The organism is Gemmatimonas groenlandica (genome assembly GCF_013004105.1).
In the GTDB taxonomy this organism is placed as follows: Bacteria; Gemmatimonadota; Gemmatimonadetes; order Gemmatimonadales; family Gemmatimonadaceae; genus Gemmatimonas; species Gemmatimonas groenlandica.
In genome coordinates this window covers 3,605,441-3,620,175 of the sequence record NZ_CP053085.1, presented here as the reverse complement: position 1 = coordinate 3,620,175, position 14,735 = coordinate 3,605,441, and the positions used below count along the sequence as shown (strand labels likewise).

Sequence of the window (14,735 nt, the reverse complement as noted above, 5' to 3'; positions counted from 1 at the left end):
GGCGTGAGGGCGACGGCAACGGCTCCGGCAAGAACGGCAACAGCTACAGCAAAAACGGCAACAGCCAGAACACGGAGATCACCGATCTGACCGTAACAACACAGATAAGCAAAAGCCGCTTTTTGCTTATCTGTGTTGTTTCAGTAGCCTCCGTGATCTCCGTGTTCTGGCCGTTGCCGTTGCCGTTGCCGTTGCTGTTAGCGGTTACCCCACTCCTTCAGGATCTCGTCAAGATCGAGATCAGGCGCCAGGAAGCAGCCGTGTCCGTGACCGTGCAGCACACGCATGGCAGCGTTGGGGACACGCGCCGACATGTAGGTCGCTTGCTCGACTGATGGAATGAGGTGGTCCTCGTCGGCGGCGAGAAACAGAGTGGGCACGCGAATCTCTTTCAGATGGCGACGCAGGTCGTAGTGGGTGAGGATGCGCAGCCGGTTGATGTAGCCGTGTCGCGTGGTGGCGCGAGTGAGCAGGAGAAAGCGGCTGATCTCGTCGCGGTGTGTGTGCGACGAGTGCAGGCGCGACGCCGTGAGGCGCCGAGCGATGCGCATGGTGCTCCACGGCACGAGGCTCGCGGCGGTGATGGCCGCGTACAGTTTGAGTTTGGGTGTGATGCGTGAGAAGGAGTTCAGGATCACCAGGGCGCGGATGCGGTCCGGATGTGCCAGCGCGAAGCTCATCGCCAGTGCGCCACCGAACGATTCGCCGACCACGATGGCCGGCGTCCCGTCGGGCACGGCGTCGTTCAGGTGGCGGACAACCTCGGACACGAGCGCGTCCATGCTGAGCGCATCATCGCGCAGCCGGAAGGTGATCACGCGGAACCGGTGCGCCAGCAGGCGCGCTTGTCGGTAGAAGAGCAGACCTGTCCCGTCGAGGCCGGCGATATAGATCAACGGTGGCCCTTCGCCCTGAACGTGGCACTGTTCAGGGTGGTGCGAGGCGGGATGAATGCTCTGCGTATCGCTCAAGAGCTGCGACCTCGCGTGGTACGGCTCGGTTGCTGTGGGCCTCAGTGTCGGTGGTGTTCGTGGACACGATCATCACCGGCCTCGCTCTCGCGCCTGCCGTGCTGTGCATACATTGGCTGTCCCTGTGGCCGATGTCCACCGAATGGCGACAACAGCGACGGCAACTGCAACAGCAACAGCCAGAACACGGAGACCACGGATCTTCACGGAATCAACACAGATAAGCGAACGGCGCTTTTGGCTTATCTGTGGTTCTTTCGGTGTGATCGGTGGTCTCCGTGTTCCGGCTGTTGCAGCTGCCGTTCAGCCGTTGCCGTTCAGCCGTTGCCGTTCCCGTCTGGCACACCATGTGCCTGTCAGTCAAATTCCTGACAGCGCACCACACCCCGCCCCTCCAAATCCGGACCAATGGCTGCTTCCAGTCTGCTCGCTCTGATCGATGACATCTCGACGCTGCTCGATGACGTCGCGGTGCTCACCAAAGTGGCGGCGACGAAGACGACCGGGGTCATGGGTGACGACCTCGCGCTGAATGCGGAGCAGGTGTCAGGAGTGAGTGTCGACCGTGAGCTGCCGGTCGTGTGGGCCGTAGCCAAGGGATCGTTCGTCAATAAGCTCATTCTGGTGCCGGCGGCGCTGCTGATCAGTGCGTTCGTGCCGGTCGCCATCATGCCGCTGATGATGATCGGCGGCTTGTTCCTCTGCTTCGAAGGCGTCGAGAAGCTCGCGCACAAGTATCTGCACCACGACGATGAGCTGAAGCCGGGTGAACTGCTCAAGGCCGTCGCCGACCCGTCGGTGGATCTGGTGGCCTTCGAGAAGGGCAAGGTGAAGGGCGCGGTGCGCACCGATTTCGTGCTGTCGGCCGAGATCGTGGTAATCACGCTGGGCACCATGGCCACGGCGCCGCTCGTGCAGCAGGTGGTCGCGCTCAGTGCCGTCGCGATCGGTGCCACCGTACTCGTGTACGGCTTGGTGGCCGGCATCGTGAAGCTCGACGACCTCGGGCTCGCCCTGCACCGCAAGCAGGACGCGACCGCCCGCGCGCTGGGTGCGTTTATCCTGCGCGCCGCGCCGTTGCTCATGAAGAGCCTCTCGGTGCTTGGCACGGCCGCGATGTTCACGGTCGGTGGCAGCATCATCGCCCACGGCGTGCCGTTCATCGAGCACGTCGTGGAAGGCATCGGCCACTCGCTCACTGAGCGCAGCGCCGTCCTCGCGTTTGTCGCCACCACCGCTATCGATGCCCTGGTCGGTCTCGTCTCCGGTGCGATTGCCGTGATGCTGTTCACAGTGGCCAAGAAGGTGGTCGGCAAGGGGAAGTAGCGCTGAAGCGCGGGCGGTTGCACGTTCCACCGCATGCGACTCATTCTCCTGTTCAGCCTCGCGCTGGCGTCGGTTTCGACGTCACCATCGACGGCACTCTCGGCGCAGCAAGCTCCCCTCGGCGGGTGGCCGCAGCATTCGCGCGCGCGCCCCACCCCCAAGGTCGTGACACCGGGCGCTGGTCCGTTCACACCGCCGCCATCCGATGCCATTGTGCTGTTCAGCGGCACGTCGCTCGCGCGCTGGACGCAGAGCGACGGCAGCCCGGCCAAGTGGCGCATTGCGGACGGCGCGTTCGAAGTGGCGCCCGGCACGGGTGGGATTATGTCGCGTGATTCGGTCGGTGACGTGCAGCTGCACATCGAGTGGATGTCGCCCACACCGGCGCGCGGCAGCGATCAGGATCGCGGCAACAGCGGCGTGTTCTTCGGCGGCGGCCGCTACGAAGTGCAGGTGCTGGATTCGTATCGCAATCCCACGTACGCCGACGGTCAAGCGGCGTCGCTGTACGGGCAGTATCCGCCGCTGGTGAACGCCAGTCGCGCGCCCGGTGAGTGGCAGAGCTACGACATCACGTATCGTCGTCCGCGCTTCTCGGCCGCCAACAAGTTGCTCTCGCCGGCGATGATCTCCGTGCTGCACAATGGTGTGCTGGTGCAGGATCATCGTGAACTCATCGGGCCCACCGCCAACGGCTCGCGTCCGCCGTACGAGGCGCATCCCGACCGGTTGCCGATTTCGCTGCAGGATCATGAGCATCCCGTGCGCTTTCGCAACGTGTGGTATCGCTCGCTCGAAGCGTTACCGGGCGAGTCGGTGCAGTATCGTTCGCCCGAAGGCGAGGTGTATCGCTCGATGGCGACGACGCGTGAGGTGGCAGACGCGAAGGAACAGCTCGAGAGCGATCGCACACATCTGCCGCGCTACATCACGCTCGGTGTGGCGCAGTCGAATGTGCGACAGTTCCGCGAAGCCATCGTGACGTTCACCCGCGGACTGGCCGCCGTTCCCAACGACGGCACGGCGCAATCGAAGCGCGATCGGGCGATGCTGTTGCGGTGGCGCGGACATCGCTTCCTGTCGGTACGCGAGTTCGCCAAGGCCGATGCCGATCTCACCGTCGGCTACGCACTCGACAGCACCAACTACGGCATTCTGTTCCACCTCGGCGTGTTGCGCTATCTGCAAGGCAACTTCGCGCAGGCCGCCTCACTGTTCGCGAAAGCGCAGCCGCGCGCGCCCGATGGTGGTGAGCTGACCGGTAGCACCGACTGGTTGTGGCTCTCGCTTTCGCGCGCCGGTCGCGCCGCCGAAGCCACCGCCATGCTCGCGCGGAAGCCCGACTCACTCGCCGCGCCGCCGGGGTACGCGTACGCGTCGCGACTCAGATTGTATCGCGGCGCCGTCTCCCCAGACCAACTCTTCACACCGGCCGATACCGCCGACGTGCAGATCGCGACGCTCAGCTACGGCCTCGGCACGTGGTATCTCGTGAAGGGCGATACCGTCCGCGCACGTGGCTCCTTCGAGCGGGCCATGCAGGGCGGTGGATGGCCCGGTTTCGCCTTCATGGCCGCTGAAGTCGAACTGCGACGTCTCAGGAAGAAGTAGAGCCGCGCGCGGGTTTGGGGGTCGTGGGGGGCAGGGGATCTTCACGATCCACTGCCCCCCAGTCGCGTTTCGGCGCGCCGCGCTTCGGGCCTTCACGCGGTTTTTCCTTCGTGACCGGCTTGGCCGGGAGACGCTTGCGACCCTGGCCGCCTTTGCCGCCTTTCATCGCCTACTGCTTCGCGATGATGCGGTCCTTGATCTTCGCGTACAGCACCGCCGAGAGGATCTTCTTCGACACGAGATCGTTCTTCGCCTTGTACGGACGGCCGCCGATGATCTTGGCAGCGTAGGCGTCACCGATGCCGGGAATGCCCTTGAGCACATCGGCGCTGGCGCTGTTGATGTCGATCAGGCCAGACGCGGCGGCCACGGCAGCGGCCTTCGGTACAGCCACGGCGGCCGGCTTGGCCGATGGCTTCGCCGCCTGCGCGTGAACCGCCACCGGGGTGGCGAAAGCGAGAGCGAGGCAGAACGTGCGGAGCAGACGCATGGGCGGATCCGGCCAAAGGGTGAGCGTGAAAAGCTTGTGGCTTCCCCGCGTATACTAGCGATCGCCGGTTTGTCCGTAAAACGCATCGCCCCAGCAGCTCACCGAACCGTCGGTCTTGATGGCACAGCCATGGCTGCTGCCCAGGCCCATGCTGTGGTTCCGCGACGCGTCGGGCCCGCGGAAGGCGCCGCCGATGTTCTTTACCGGACGGTTCACGCCCACCGACTGTGTCTGCCCGTTGCCGAGGCCGCCGAAGTAGTTACTCCCCCAGCAATACAGCTCGTTGGCCGGCGTATGCGCGCACGCGGCCGCGGCACCGGCGGTGATGCCGTCGTAGGTGCGACCGCCCGATACCGGCGTGGGCACGCCGCGATGCGAGACCGTGGTGCCGTCGCCAAGCTGTCCGGCGTTCTCGTTGAGGCCCCAGCACAGTGCCGCGCCGTCGGTGGTGATCCCACAGGTGTGTTCGTGGCCAGTCGCCAGTTGGGTCCACCGCCGGTCGCCGCTGATTTCCCGCGGACGACGCTCGGACAAACCGAACGAATTGTACGGCACCTCACCCACACCGATCTGTCCCCACCGGTTCGATCCCCAGCAGTAGCCGACGCCGCCAACGGCCACCGCACAGGTCGTGCTCAGCGAAGCGCTGATCGACGCGAAGCGTACGGCGCTTCCCACCACTACCGGCGTGGTGCTCGATGTGGCCGTGCCATCACCCAACTGTCCGAACTGATTCTCGCCCCAGCACATCGCCGTGCCGCCGGCGGTGAGCGCGCAGCTATGCGAACCGCCGACAGTGATGGCGATGAACGTGGAATCGGTTTGCACGCGCACCGGTGTCTGGCTCGATACGGTTGTGCTGTCGCCGAGCAGCGTACGCACGCCGGGATACCCGCCACCCCAGCAATAGGCCCGCCCGTTGGTGGTGAGCGCACAGGTGGAGGTCACTCCCGCCGCAATATCCGACCACGCCAGCGCACCGGCGACCCGTAGCGGAGTCCGGCTGCAAGAAAACGACTCACACCGTGGCGGCGTGCTGGCGGCGCCGAGCTGCAAATACTCGTTGCTTCCCCAGCACCAGCCTTCGCCATTCGTGGTGACCGCACAGCTGTGGAAGAAGCCAGCCGACACCCGCGCGTACTGCCGCGCGCCACTCACGCTCACCGGCGTCGGCACCGCGCGCCCGGCGTATGGATTGTTCACGGCGGCCGCGTCGCAGGCGGACAGGGCGAGCAAGAGTGTGAGCAACCGCGCCACGCGTACGGCGGCGGGGATGCACGAGACGGGTACGCGATGCGTGTGACGACGAGGTGTCATGTCCCCAAGGATACGTAGGCTGCACGCCGCCTGATATACGTCGCGCGGCGTAGGCGGTATGCTTCACACACATGACGATCCCATCTTCTGCACTACCCGAGTGGTGGCAGCGCGGCCCCGCGCCCGGCATCGCGGCGCTGCTACAGCCGGTCGCGCACGTTCTGCTGCAGCTTCGGGACGACGTGCCCGCGGCGGTCGCAGCACTCACCGAAGCCCAGTGGAACGCGCGACCGGCCGGTGTGGCGTCGATCGCCTTTCATGTGCGACACATCGGCGGCGTGTTCGACCGCATGTTCACCTATGCTCGCGGTGACACGCTCAGCGACGCGCAGTTTGCCGCACTCGCGTTGGAGAACGCACCGGTGGCCGCGCACGACATTCCCGTGCTGCTCGCGTGGTTTTCGGCCCAGATCGACGAGCGACTCCACGAGCTCCGTCGCGTCGACGAATCGCGTCTCACCGACGCCCGCACACTTGGCCGCGCGAAGTTGCCCACCACCGTGATCGGATGTCTGGTGCATGCCGCCGAACATGGCACGCGGCACTACGGTCAGCTATCGGTTACCGCGCGCGTGGTGACGGTAACTGCAGCGCCGCACGAATCGCCGACTCCACCAGTGGCGCCATAACGCGATAGCCCGCCATGTTCGGATGCACGCCGTCGTCGCCGAGTTCGCGCTTGAGCCCCATGCGCTCGTCGGCCATCGGTGTGTGATAGTCCAGATACACCGCGTGGTGTGCGCGCGCGTACTGTTTGATCCACGCATTCAGCGCCACGATCTTCGGTGCCGGCTCGAGACCGGGCTTCCACGGATGGTCGAACACCGGGAGCACGGACGACAACACCACGCGAATGCCGTTCGCCTGTGCGATCTCTGCCATCGACGCGATGTTGTCCTCGATCATCTCGAGCGTCGACGGCCCCGTGTTGCCGGCGATGTCGTTCGTGCCGGCGAGGATCACGACGACGGCTGGCGCGAGCGCGACGACGTCCTGACGAAAACGCACCAGCATCTGCGGCGTGGTCTGCCCGCTGATGCCGCGCCCGATGTACGGTTTGCTCGGAAACATCGCGGCGAAGTGCGGTGCCCACGCTTCGGTGATCGAGTTGCCCATGAACACCACGCGTTGCTCGCCCGCGCGCGGCGCGCCGATGCGCGCGTTCTCACTGCGGAAGCGCGCCAGGTTGGCCCAATCGGGATTGGGCGCCTGCGCCTGCATCGTGGACGTGCTCATACTCGTAACGGCCAGCATGCACGCGGCCAACCAGAAGATCGACGACGAAGTCCTGCGGGGCATGGGTGACTCGGTACGTGGTGCAGTTCTTGCTCGACTGTTCGGTGTTCCTAGAATGTCCCTGAACTGGAGCTTCCGTCCATGGTTTCGTCTCAATCGCGCGTATTTCCGCGCCTCGCCGTCGTCGCAGTCGCGGCAACCGTTGCGCTCGTGGCCGCCTGTAGCGCCCCCGACCGCTCGCCGTCCGACTCCGGCCGCGCCGCCGCCTCGCTGGATGACACCACGGCGGTGGCCTGCGCTGACAGCAGCGGCGCAGCCAGCGCCGGCCTCACCCTTCCCACCGGATTCTGCGCTACGGTGTTCGCCGAAGGGGTCGCTCACGGACGGCATGTCGCGGTAGCCGCCAACGGCGATGTGTACATCGCGATCGAAGGCACGAACCCCACGCCCAAGGCCTTGCCAACCGGTACCACCGCGCCGCCGCCGACGTCGTTCGTCGCATTGCGCGACACCAACCATGACGGTCGCGCCGATCTCATGCGTCGCATCGGCACACTCGGCAACACCGGCATCGCGATCGCCGCCGGTTTCGTGTATGTGGACGAGGGCACAGCGATCGTGCGCTACGCTCGCGCCGATACCGCCCTCGTGCCGGCCGGGAAGCGCGAAGTCGTGGTGGATGGATTCCCGCTCTCGCCCGGACATCGCGCGCGCAACTTCGCCATCGACACGACCGGGTCGCTGTTCGTGAACGTCGGCTCCGCCACCAACAGCTGTCAGGTGAAAGACCGCACGTTGGGGTCGCCCGGTGTCGATCCGTGCACGGAGCTGCTCACGCGCGCCGGCATCTGGCGCTTCGACGCGAACCGGCTCGGGCAGCACTTCAACCCTGAAGCGCGATATGCGAGCGGCATCCGCAACGGTATGGGCTTGGCCATCGCACAGGATGGCACGCTGTACGGCACGCAGCACGGTCGCGATCAGCTCCACGACAGCTGGCCTGATGTCTTTCCCGAGGTGGCGTATCAGGCCGAAAATCCCGGTGAAGAACTGATTCAGATCAATCAGGGCGACGACTTCGGCTGGCCCGACTGCTACTACTCGATCACCGAGCGGCACCTCGTCGATGCGCCCGAGTATGGTGGGGACGGCAAGAAGACCACGCGCTGCACCGCCAAGAAGGAACCGCGCGCGGTCTTTCCGGCGCATTGGGCACCGATGTCGCTGTTCATCTATCCGGTCACCGGCAACTTCCCCGACCGGTTTCGCGGTGGCGCGTTCATCGCGTTCCATGGCTCATGGAATCGCGCACCGGCACCGCAGACCGGCTATCGCGTGGTGTTCCAGCCGCTCTCGGGCGGCGAGTCCATCACCTTTGCTGACGGCTTCGCGGGTCTGCCCGCCGAGGAGATCCAGCCCGATCGCGCCAAGCACCGTCCGGTTGGCATCGGCGCGATGCCCGATGGATCGCTCATCATCACCGATGATGCCGGCGGCCGGGTGTACCTCGTGACGTACCAGGGTGCGGTAAAGCCGTAGCTTCATTGTCCGGGCCGCTCGGGTGCGCTTTCTTTGCGGGCATGGTGCCCGCGCCGCTCCCGTCGTTCAACCCGGATCGTTTCAGCCTGCTCCGCGCCTTCCTGCGATGGTCGGCGCGGCGCGCGCTGCGATGGTTCTACCGCGAGACGGCGGTGGTGCAGATGGGGATGGTCCCGAGCACGGGGCCGGTGCTGTTCATCGGCAATCATCCCAACGATCTCCCCGACGTATTGTTGGGGCTGCAGGCCTGCCCCCGTCACGTGCGCTACCTGGCCACCATTGCCGCCGGCGCGGGCGGCGCCGCCGGAAGGGGCTACGACGCCATGGGGGTCATCCCGGTCACGCGCGTCCGCGACGCGCGGAAAATGCGGGCGATGGGCGTCGACATGGCGGCCGTGAACGCCGAAGCCGGACGCCGGATGGCACAGGCCTTCGCCCAAGGGCACGTGGTGGGCGTCTTTCCGCAGGGCGGTGTTCACGACGCGCCGCAAATCGGGAGATTGCGGACAGGTGTTGCCATGATGGCGCTTCAAGCGCTTGATAATGGCTCTGTATTCGACGTAACCGTGGTGCCCTTCGGGAATCAGTACGAGGCCCCACGTACTGGCGGAACGGACGCCATGGCCGTGGTCGGACGCGGATGGTCGCTGCGTGGATGGCGCGACGAACGGCTGGCCAACGGATGCGAGGCCGGCGTTTCGGCCCTCACCGACCAGCTTCGCACGTCCCTGTTGGCCGTCACGCGGAATGCACCCGACTGGGAGTCGCGCACCGAATGCGACGAACTCGTGGCCGCGGTTGCCGCCGTGCAACCGCCCGCGACCAGCGCGTCGCAGGCGCCGCTGCTGGAACGAGCCGCGCGTCTGGTTCCGCTGGCCGAACCGCTGGTGGCGAACCGTCGCTCCGATGCCGCCACGCCGCACGCCGGTCGCGTGCACACGTTCGTCTCCGAACTCTCGCATCTGGTGCAGGAGGCCGGCGGCGTCCGCACCTCCGCCCGCGACCACGCCCGCGTGCTGCAAGGCGCTGGGGTCGCCGCCGAAGCCCGGCTCACGCCGCTCTGGGCGCTGCTGCTGATGACGCCGGCGGCGCTGATCGGGTGGATCACGCACGGGCCGATCTTCTGGGTGGTGTGGCGCTTGGCGCACCGGTTCGCCAAGGCGCGCGCCGATGTGGTCGCCCGCGCGTTCGTACCGGGACTGCAGGTGGTGGCGGCGTGGTACCTGCTCCTGACCATCGCCGCCGTCGTCACGCTGGTGTTCAGCGGTGCGGCCACCTGGCTCACGGTGGTCGTGCTCCTGTTGCTGCTGACGCAGCTGCCCACCGCGGCCGATGTGGCGGTGGCCTGGCGCGACGGATGGCGCGGGCGTGCGCTCGTGTGGCGGGTGCAACGCTGGCCGGCCGCGCGCCGGACGGAGATTGCCCGCGTGGCCGAGGCGCTGCGCAGTGAGTGGCGGGCCGGCCCGGGATAGTGATGTGAGCGGGGCCACAGGAGCGTTATCGGCCGGCTCCCATTAGTCTCACCAATGACCGTTTTTGCACATCTCCTGCAGGCGCAGGCATGACTCTTATCTCGATCGGTAACGCGCGGGTGGATTTCGGCGCGACCGAGATCTTTCGCGACATCTCGCTCACGGTCGGCTCGGGCGACCGCTGGGCCGTGGTCGGACGCAACGGCACGGGCAAGACGACGCTCGTCCGCCTGATCACCGGCGACCTCCAGCCCACCAGCGGCTCCGTGGCGCGTATGCCCGGACTGCGGGTCGCGCTCATGGACCAGCACCGTCGTTTCCCCGATGGCATGACCCTCTGGGAGATCGTGGCCGACGCGTTTGGTGATCTGCGGTCGCTCGAGGCGTCGCTGGCCACGCAGGCGGCGAATCTCGAGCATGATCACGGCGAAGAGGCGATGGAGAAGTACGGCCGCGATCTCGAACGGTTCGAACGCGAGGGTGGCTATCAGATGGCCGCGAAGGTCGACGCGGTACTGATGGGCGTCGGCTTCGATCCCGAGGCCGCGAGGGCCACCAGTATCGGCACGCTCAGCGGCGGTGAACGGGGACGCGTGGCGTTGGCCCGTCAGCTCGCCACGCCGGCTGAAATCCTGCTGCTCGACGAACCGACCAATCACCTCGATCTCGAAACGACGGCGTGGCTCGAGCAGTATCTGCGCGACACTGATCGCACCGTCATCTGCATCAGCCACGATCGCGCCTTTCTCGCGGTGATGGCCAATCACGTGCTGCATTTCGAGGGTGGCTCCGCCTTTTCCTACGAAGGCAGCTACGAGTCGTTCCTCATTCAGCGCGAAGAGAAGCGGCTCACGCAACAGCGCCAGTTCGACAAGCAGCAGTCGAAGATCCAGTCGGAAACCGAGTACATCGCGCGCAATCTCGCCGGTCAGAACACCAAGCAGGCCAAGGGACGCCGCAAGTTGCTGGCGCGCATGCCGCGCCTGTCGGCGCCCATCGGCGGTGACGGCGTCATGGCGCTGCGTTTATCGGCCGGCGATCGCAGCGGCGATCGCGTCATCGAAGCCGAGCATGTGACGGTGGCTGTGGAAACGCCGAATGGCACGCGCGAACTGTTGCGTGACGTGAACGTGGTGCTCGAGCGCAATGAAGTGGTGGCGCTCGTGGGCCCGAACGGCGCCGGCAAGAGTACGCTCATCAAGACGTTGGTCGAAGAGCATCCGGCGCATGCGGGTCGCGTGAAGATGGGACCCAGCACGACGGTGGCGTATTACCGTCAGGACGTCGGGCACCTGCCGCTCGACAGCACCATCTACGAAGCCATCGCCACGCAGCGTCCGCTCTGGGAGCGTCGCCAGGTGCAGGGTCACCTCGGTCGCTTCGGCTTCAGCGGCGACGAAGTGCAGCGCACCGTGGGCACGTTGTCTGGTGGTGAACGCGCACGGGTGGCGTTGGCGCTGCTCACGCTGTCCACCAACAACCTGCTCATTCTCGACGAGCCCACCAATCACCTCGACGTGGAAAGCATCGAAGCGCTCGAGGATGCGATCGAGGCGTACGAGGGCAGCTGCCTGATCGTAAGCCACGACCGCGCCGTGCTGCGCGGTCTCGCCACGCAGGTGTGGGAAGTGAAGGATCAGAAGCTGATCATCTTCCCGGGCAGTTTCGTGGAGTGGGAAGCGCTGCGGGCCGAGAACAAGATCAAGGCGGAGAAGGAGGCGCGCGAGATTTCCCAGCGCGAGTCGGAGAAGAAGGCGAAGGTGCGCGATCGTGAACGCGAATTGCAGCGTGAGCGCGAGCGCGCCGACAAGGCGAAGGAACAGGCGTACGACAAGTCGCAGGGCAAGCACGGCCACGGCGGTGGTCACGGCAAAGCTGGCTACGCCCAAGCAGCGCCGACGTCGAACGATGTGCGCAAAGCGCAGCGGGCGGCCGACAAGGCGCTGAGCGACGCCGAGCTGCGGGTGTCGATGCTGGAAGCGAAGATCGCGGGCATCACCGAAGAACTGGATGACGCCACGCTCTACGACACGCCGGCCGGGGTGCAGAAGGCGGCCGCCATGGGCAAGGCGCTCGACGATACGCGTGATGAGCTCGATGACGCCGTGCACGACTGGACCGCGGCGGCCGAGCGGGTGCAGCAGCTCAAGAGTTGAAGTCGTCCTGAAGTCGTGCGGTGGTTTCGGATAGCACCGTGCCGTCGGAGAGCCCTTTGGTTCACGCGAAGGGCGCGAAGGGCCGCGAAGAGACGCGAAGAACAGCGAAGAACAACAAAAAGGCTGTTGCTGTTCTTCGCGAACCTTCGCGGCCCTTCGCGTGCTTCGCGTGAACCTCTGAAATCTGAGGGGTGCAACTTCGGTTGCGCCCCTGCGTACCATGTGGCATGCGAATTCCCTCGTTTCTCGTCGCTTCCGCCGCGCTCCTGATACTCGGCGCGCCCGATCCCGTCGCCGCTCAGACGGACACGACCAAGGCCACCGCCCCCCGCGCGCTCCGCGATCTGCTGGCGGATGCCAGTAAACGGAATGTGCTGCCGACGTCGTTGATCAGCTTCCGGGCGAATGTGGAGACCGAGATCTCGGTGCTGCTTCGGCGCGAAGAGGGCACCGAGGCCGTGGCGGCTGTGGAGCAGGTGGCCAGTACGCTCAAGTGGAATCGCACCGGCTTTTACGATCAGCGCATTGTCGGATACCGCGCGCAGCAGACGGGTCCGAATATTTCCATGCTCTCGGTGTTCCAGACGGGGTGGCTCAATCCGGTGTTGTACGGCAACCGGCTGCGCGTGCGCTCCGGATCGTCGCGCCGCACGCCGCCCGGTCGCCCGAGTACGCGCAACGACGTCGCCGACACGCTGCCGGCCATTCATCCGCTGGCGGTCGATCGCGATCAGTACTACCGCTACTCGGGTGGCGACACGATCGTGACGGTCCGCGCCGGTGATCGCGTGATTCCCATCGCGCATGTACGCGTGCAGCCGCGTACCGATCTCAAAGGCTCGGCGGTGCTCTTCGACGGCGAGATGGATCTCGACGCCTCACGCGGCACACTCGTTCGCCTGCGTGGCTACTTCGTGCGCACCAACGCCCCACGTCGCGGCTTGGTGGCCTCGCTCGGCGACGCCGTCGCCTTCGTGGAATACGAGAACGGCGAACGCAACGGCGAGTACTGGCTGCCGGCCAAGCAGCGCATCGAACTGCAGGCCACCTTCCCGGGCTTGGGCGACGGTCGCGCCGTGATTCGCATCGTGTCACGCTTCTCGCAATTGGACGTGAACGACACGGTGCTCGATGCGCGCACACTCGCCGCCGCCGACTCGTTGCGCGCCCTGTCGCGCCGCCGCCTCTCGTTTGCGAGCCCCGATTCGCTCGGTCGCTTCGGCACCTGGCAAGCCAACGTCGGTGACCTCTCGCTCGGTATGCACGCCGACGACTTCAACGACATCGGTCCCGACCGCTGGCGTTCCACCGGCGCCCCGCGGATCGATTACACGGTGCCGCGCGCCAGCGACGCGTTCCATTTCAATCGCGTCGAAGGCGTGTACACGGGTACGGGCCTCAAGTGGTCGATGCGCGATCTCGCCCCCGGGGTCGTGGTGCGCGCCAATGCCGGCTGGGCGTGGAGTGAAGGCACGGCGCGCGGTCGTCTCTCGGTGGAACGCAAGCGTGGGAACACGGCGCTCGAACTTCGCGGTGGCCGCTCGCTCGATAACACGAACGACTTCCGCGTACCGCTCGACTCGGGCAACACCCTTGGCGCGCTGTTCGCGTCGCAGGATCCCTACGACTACGTGGACCGTCGCAGCGCCACCGTTGCTGCCGTGCGCACGACTGGTGCGCGCCGACTGCTGACGCGCGTGGAATTCGGCGTGGCGGACGACCGCTATCGCCCGGCTTCGTATGTGCGCAGCCCGTTGGGCGGCGATGCATATCGCGAGAATCGTCGCATCGACGAAGGCAGCTATCTGCGCAGCGCCGCCCTGATCGAATGGCATCCGGATTTCAGCGCGGAGTTCGCCAAGCCGGGCGTCGGCGCGCGCCTCTCGTACGAGCGCGGCGACGGCACACTGCAGTGGCAGCGGGCCGAGGTGCGCGCGACCGCCCGCAAGCCGTTCGGTCCGTTCGTGGCGCTGGCGCGCGGCGATGTCGGCGCGGTATTCGGTTCACGCATCCCGCCGCAACAGCTGTTCGAGCTGGGCAAGTTCCAGAATCTCCCCGGCTACGAGGACAAGGAGTTTGCCGGTTCACGCGCCGCCGTGCTGCGCGCCTCACTGCAGTACACGAGCCCGTATCTCCGTCAGCCAATTCGCGCCGGGCGTTTCTTCTTGCCGGCGTTCGCGCCGGGCTTGAGTGTCGGTGTGCAGAGTGGCTGGGCCGATGCGGTCACCGACGCGGCGCGCACCAGCATCGACCGACTCGGCGCGCCGATCGACAGCACGCTGCTGGCGCAATGGGCACCCGTGGCGCGACCCACCGACGGCATTCGCGCGTCGGTTACCGCCGGACTTCGATTTTTCTCGGGCGGTGTGTTTGTGGGCGCGACGCGTAAGGTTGACCAGGCGTCGCCGTGGAAGGCGTTGATTACGTTTGGCCAGCAGTGGTAAGTCGGCTATCGGAGATTCGTTTGGGGATAAGAACAGTTCCTGCCTGACACGGATATGAACCGATACGAACGGACACGAGGGATTAGCTCCGTGTGAACGTCGGGCGATCCGCCGAGAGAAGCTTCTCATTGCTTTGCGTTGTTTGATCGGTTGCTATCAGTTCCTACCGGTTC

At 66.0% G+C, this 14,735-nt stretch carries 11 protein-coding genes; 7 read left to right on the top strand and 4 right to left on the bottom strand.

What is annotated here, in order from left to right:
* Positions 1–197: 197 nt before the first annotated feature.
* On the bottom strand, positions 198–971 hold the full coding sequence (locus tag HKW67_RS15420; RefSeq protein ID WP_171226239.1) for an alpha/beta fold hydrolase: 774 nt from the start codon (positions 969–971) through the stop codon (positions 198–200).
* A 408-nt stretch (positions 972–1,379) separates the two neighbouring features.
* Here HKW67_RS15420 and HKW67_RS15415 point away from each other — a divergent pair, with 408 nt between their 5' ends.
* Entirely contained in the window at positions 1,380–2,297 is a 918-nt protein-coding gene (locus HKW67_RS15415; RefSeq protein ID WP_171226238.1) for a DUF808 domain-containing protein, read from the top strand.
* Between the two features lie 33 nt (positions 2,298–2,330).
* Positions 2,331–3,908, top strand: coding sequence for a 3-keto-alpha-glucoside-1,2-lyase-like domain-containing protein (locus HKW67_RS15410; RefSeq protein ID WP_171226237.1), 1,578 nt, complete (start codon positions 2,331–2,333; stop codon positions 3,906–3,908).
* A gap of 169 nt (positions 3,909–4,077) precedes the next feature.
* Here HKW67_RS15410 and HKW67_RS15405 read toward each other — a convergent pair whose 3' ends face one another.
* Together HKW67_RS15405 and HKW67_RS15400 are read right to left on the bottom strand one after the other, a co-directional pair.
* A complete protein-coding gene (locus HKW67_RS15405; protein ID WP_171226236.1) occupies positions 4,078–4,398 on the bottom strand; it encodes a ComEA family DNA-binding protein in 321 nt (106 codons plus the stop codon).
* Between the two features lie 54 nt (positions 4,399–4,452).
* Positions 4,453–5,715, bottom strand: coding sequence for an RCC1 domain-containing protein (locus HKW67_RS15400; protein WP_171226235.1), 1,263 nt, complete (start codon positions 5,713–5,715; stop codon positions 4,453–4,455).
* Between the two features lie 71 nt (positions 5,716–5,786).
* Between HKW67_RS15400 and HKW67_RS15395 the strand changes: the two genes are divergently transcribed.
* On the top strand, positions 5,787–6,344 hold the full coding sequence (locus tag HKW67_RS15395; protein ID WP_171226234.1) for a DinB family protein: 558 nt from the start codon (positions 5,787–5,789) through the stop codon (positions 6,342–6,344).
* On the opposite strand, the gene HKW67_RS15390 is transcribed toward HKW67_RS15395, so the two are convergent.
* Complete coding sequence (locus HKW67_RS15390) at positions 6,277–6,969, bottom strand: GDSL-type esterase/lipase family protein (RefSeq protein ID WP_206044727.1); 693 nt, start codon at positions 6,967–6,969, stop codon at positions 6,277–6,279. The two genes, HKW67_RS15395 and HKW67_RS15390, sit on opposite strands and share 68 nt — an antisense overlap.
* 123 nt (positions 6,970–7,092) lie before the next feature.
* Between HKW67_RS15390 and HKW67_RS15385 the strand changes: the two genes are divergently transcribed.
* The 4 genes from HKW67_RS15385 to HKW67_RS15370 all read left to right on the top strand — a co-directional run bounded on the left by HKW67_RS15385 (position 7,093) and on the right by HKW67_RS15370 (position 14,562).
* A complete protein-coding gene (locus HKW67_RS15385) occupies positions 7,093–8,490 on the top strand; it encodes a PQQ-dependent sugar dehydrogenase (protein ID WP_171226232.1) in 1,398 nt (465 codons plus the stop codon).
* Positions 8,491–8,531: 41 nt separating this feature from the next.
* Entirely contained in the window at positions 8,532–9,962 is a 1,431-nt protein-coding gene (locus tag HKW67_RS15380) for a 1-acyl-sn-glycerol-3-phosphate acyltransferase (RefSeq protein WP_171226231.1), read from the top strand.
* 89 nt (positions 9,963–10,051) lie between these two features.
* Positions 10,052–12,118, top strand: coding sequence for an ABC-F family ATP-binding cassette domain-containing protein (locus HKW67_RS15375; protein ID WP_171226230.1), 2,067 nt, complete (start codon positions 10,052–10,054; stop codon positions 12,116–12,118).
* Positions 12,119–12,345: 227 nt separating this feature from the next.
* Positions 12,346–14,562 (top strand): BamA/TamA family outer membrane protein, encoded by a 2,217-nt coding sequence (locus HKW67_RS15370; RefSeq protein WP_171226229.1) that lies wholly within the window; start codon positions 12,346–12,348, stop codon positions 14,560–14,562.
* The last annotated feature ends 173 nt before the right edge of the window (positions 14,563–14,735 follow it).